This window comes from Sphingobium sp. LMA1-1-1.1 (genome assembly GCF_040676365.1).
Taxonomy (GTDB): Bacteria; Pseudomonadota; Alphaproteobacteria; order Sphingomonadales; family Sphingomonadaceae; genus Sphingobium.
In genome coordinates, this window is the sequence record NZ_JBEGHS010000058.1 from 1 (window position 1) to 261 (window position 261).

Consider the following 261-nt stretch of genomic DNA (forward strand, 5'->3'; position numbering starts at 1 on the left):
CGTCATTGGCGAGCATGGTGATGACAGGCGCGCCAAGCGCGGCGGCCTGCGCGATCGAATCGGCCTGCGTCGCACCCAGGTCAAGCAGTTCGCGCAGCCGATCCGGCGTGCGGTTCCACACCACAAGGTCATGGCCCGCATCCAGCAGCCGCCGGGCCATCGCCTGCCCCATGCGTCCAAGACCTATGAAAACTACCTTCATTACAAAACTCCGTGTCCACCGCGCCCGTCCATCAATGCGAGCCGTAATAACCGACAACC

1 protein-coding gene is annotated in these 261 nt (G+C 63.2%); it reads right to left on the reverse strand.

Features of this window, described 5'->3' with window-relative positions; translation table 11 throughout:
- Positions 1 to 202, reverse strand: a 202-nt coding sequence (locus MRBLMA1_RS20045; RefSeq protein WP_363739292.1) for an NAD(P)-binding domain-containing protein, incomplete at its 3' end; no start/stop codon positions are given.
- Positions 203 to 261 lie beyond the last annotated feature (59 nt).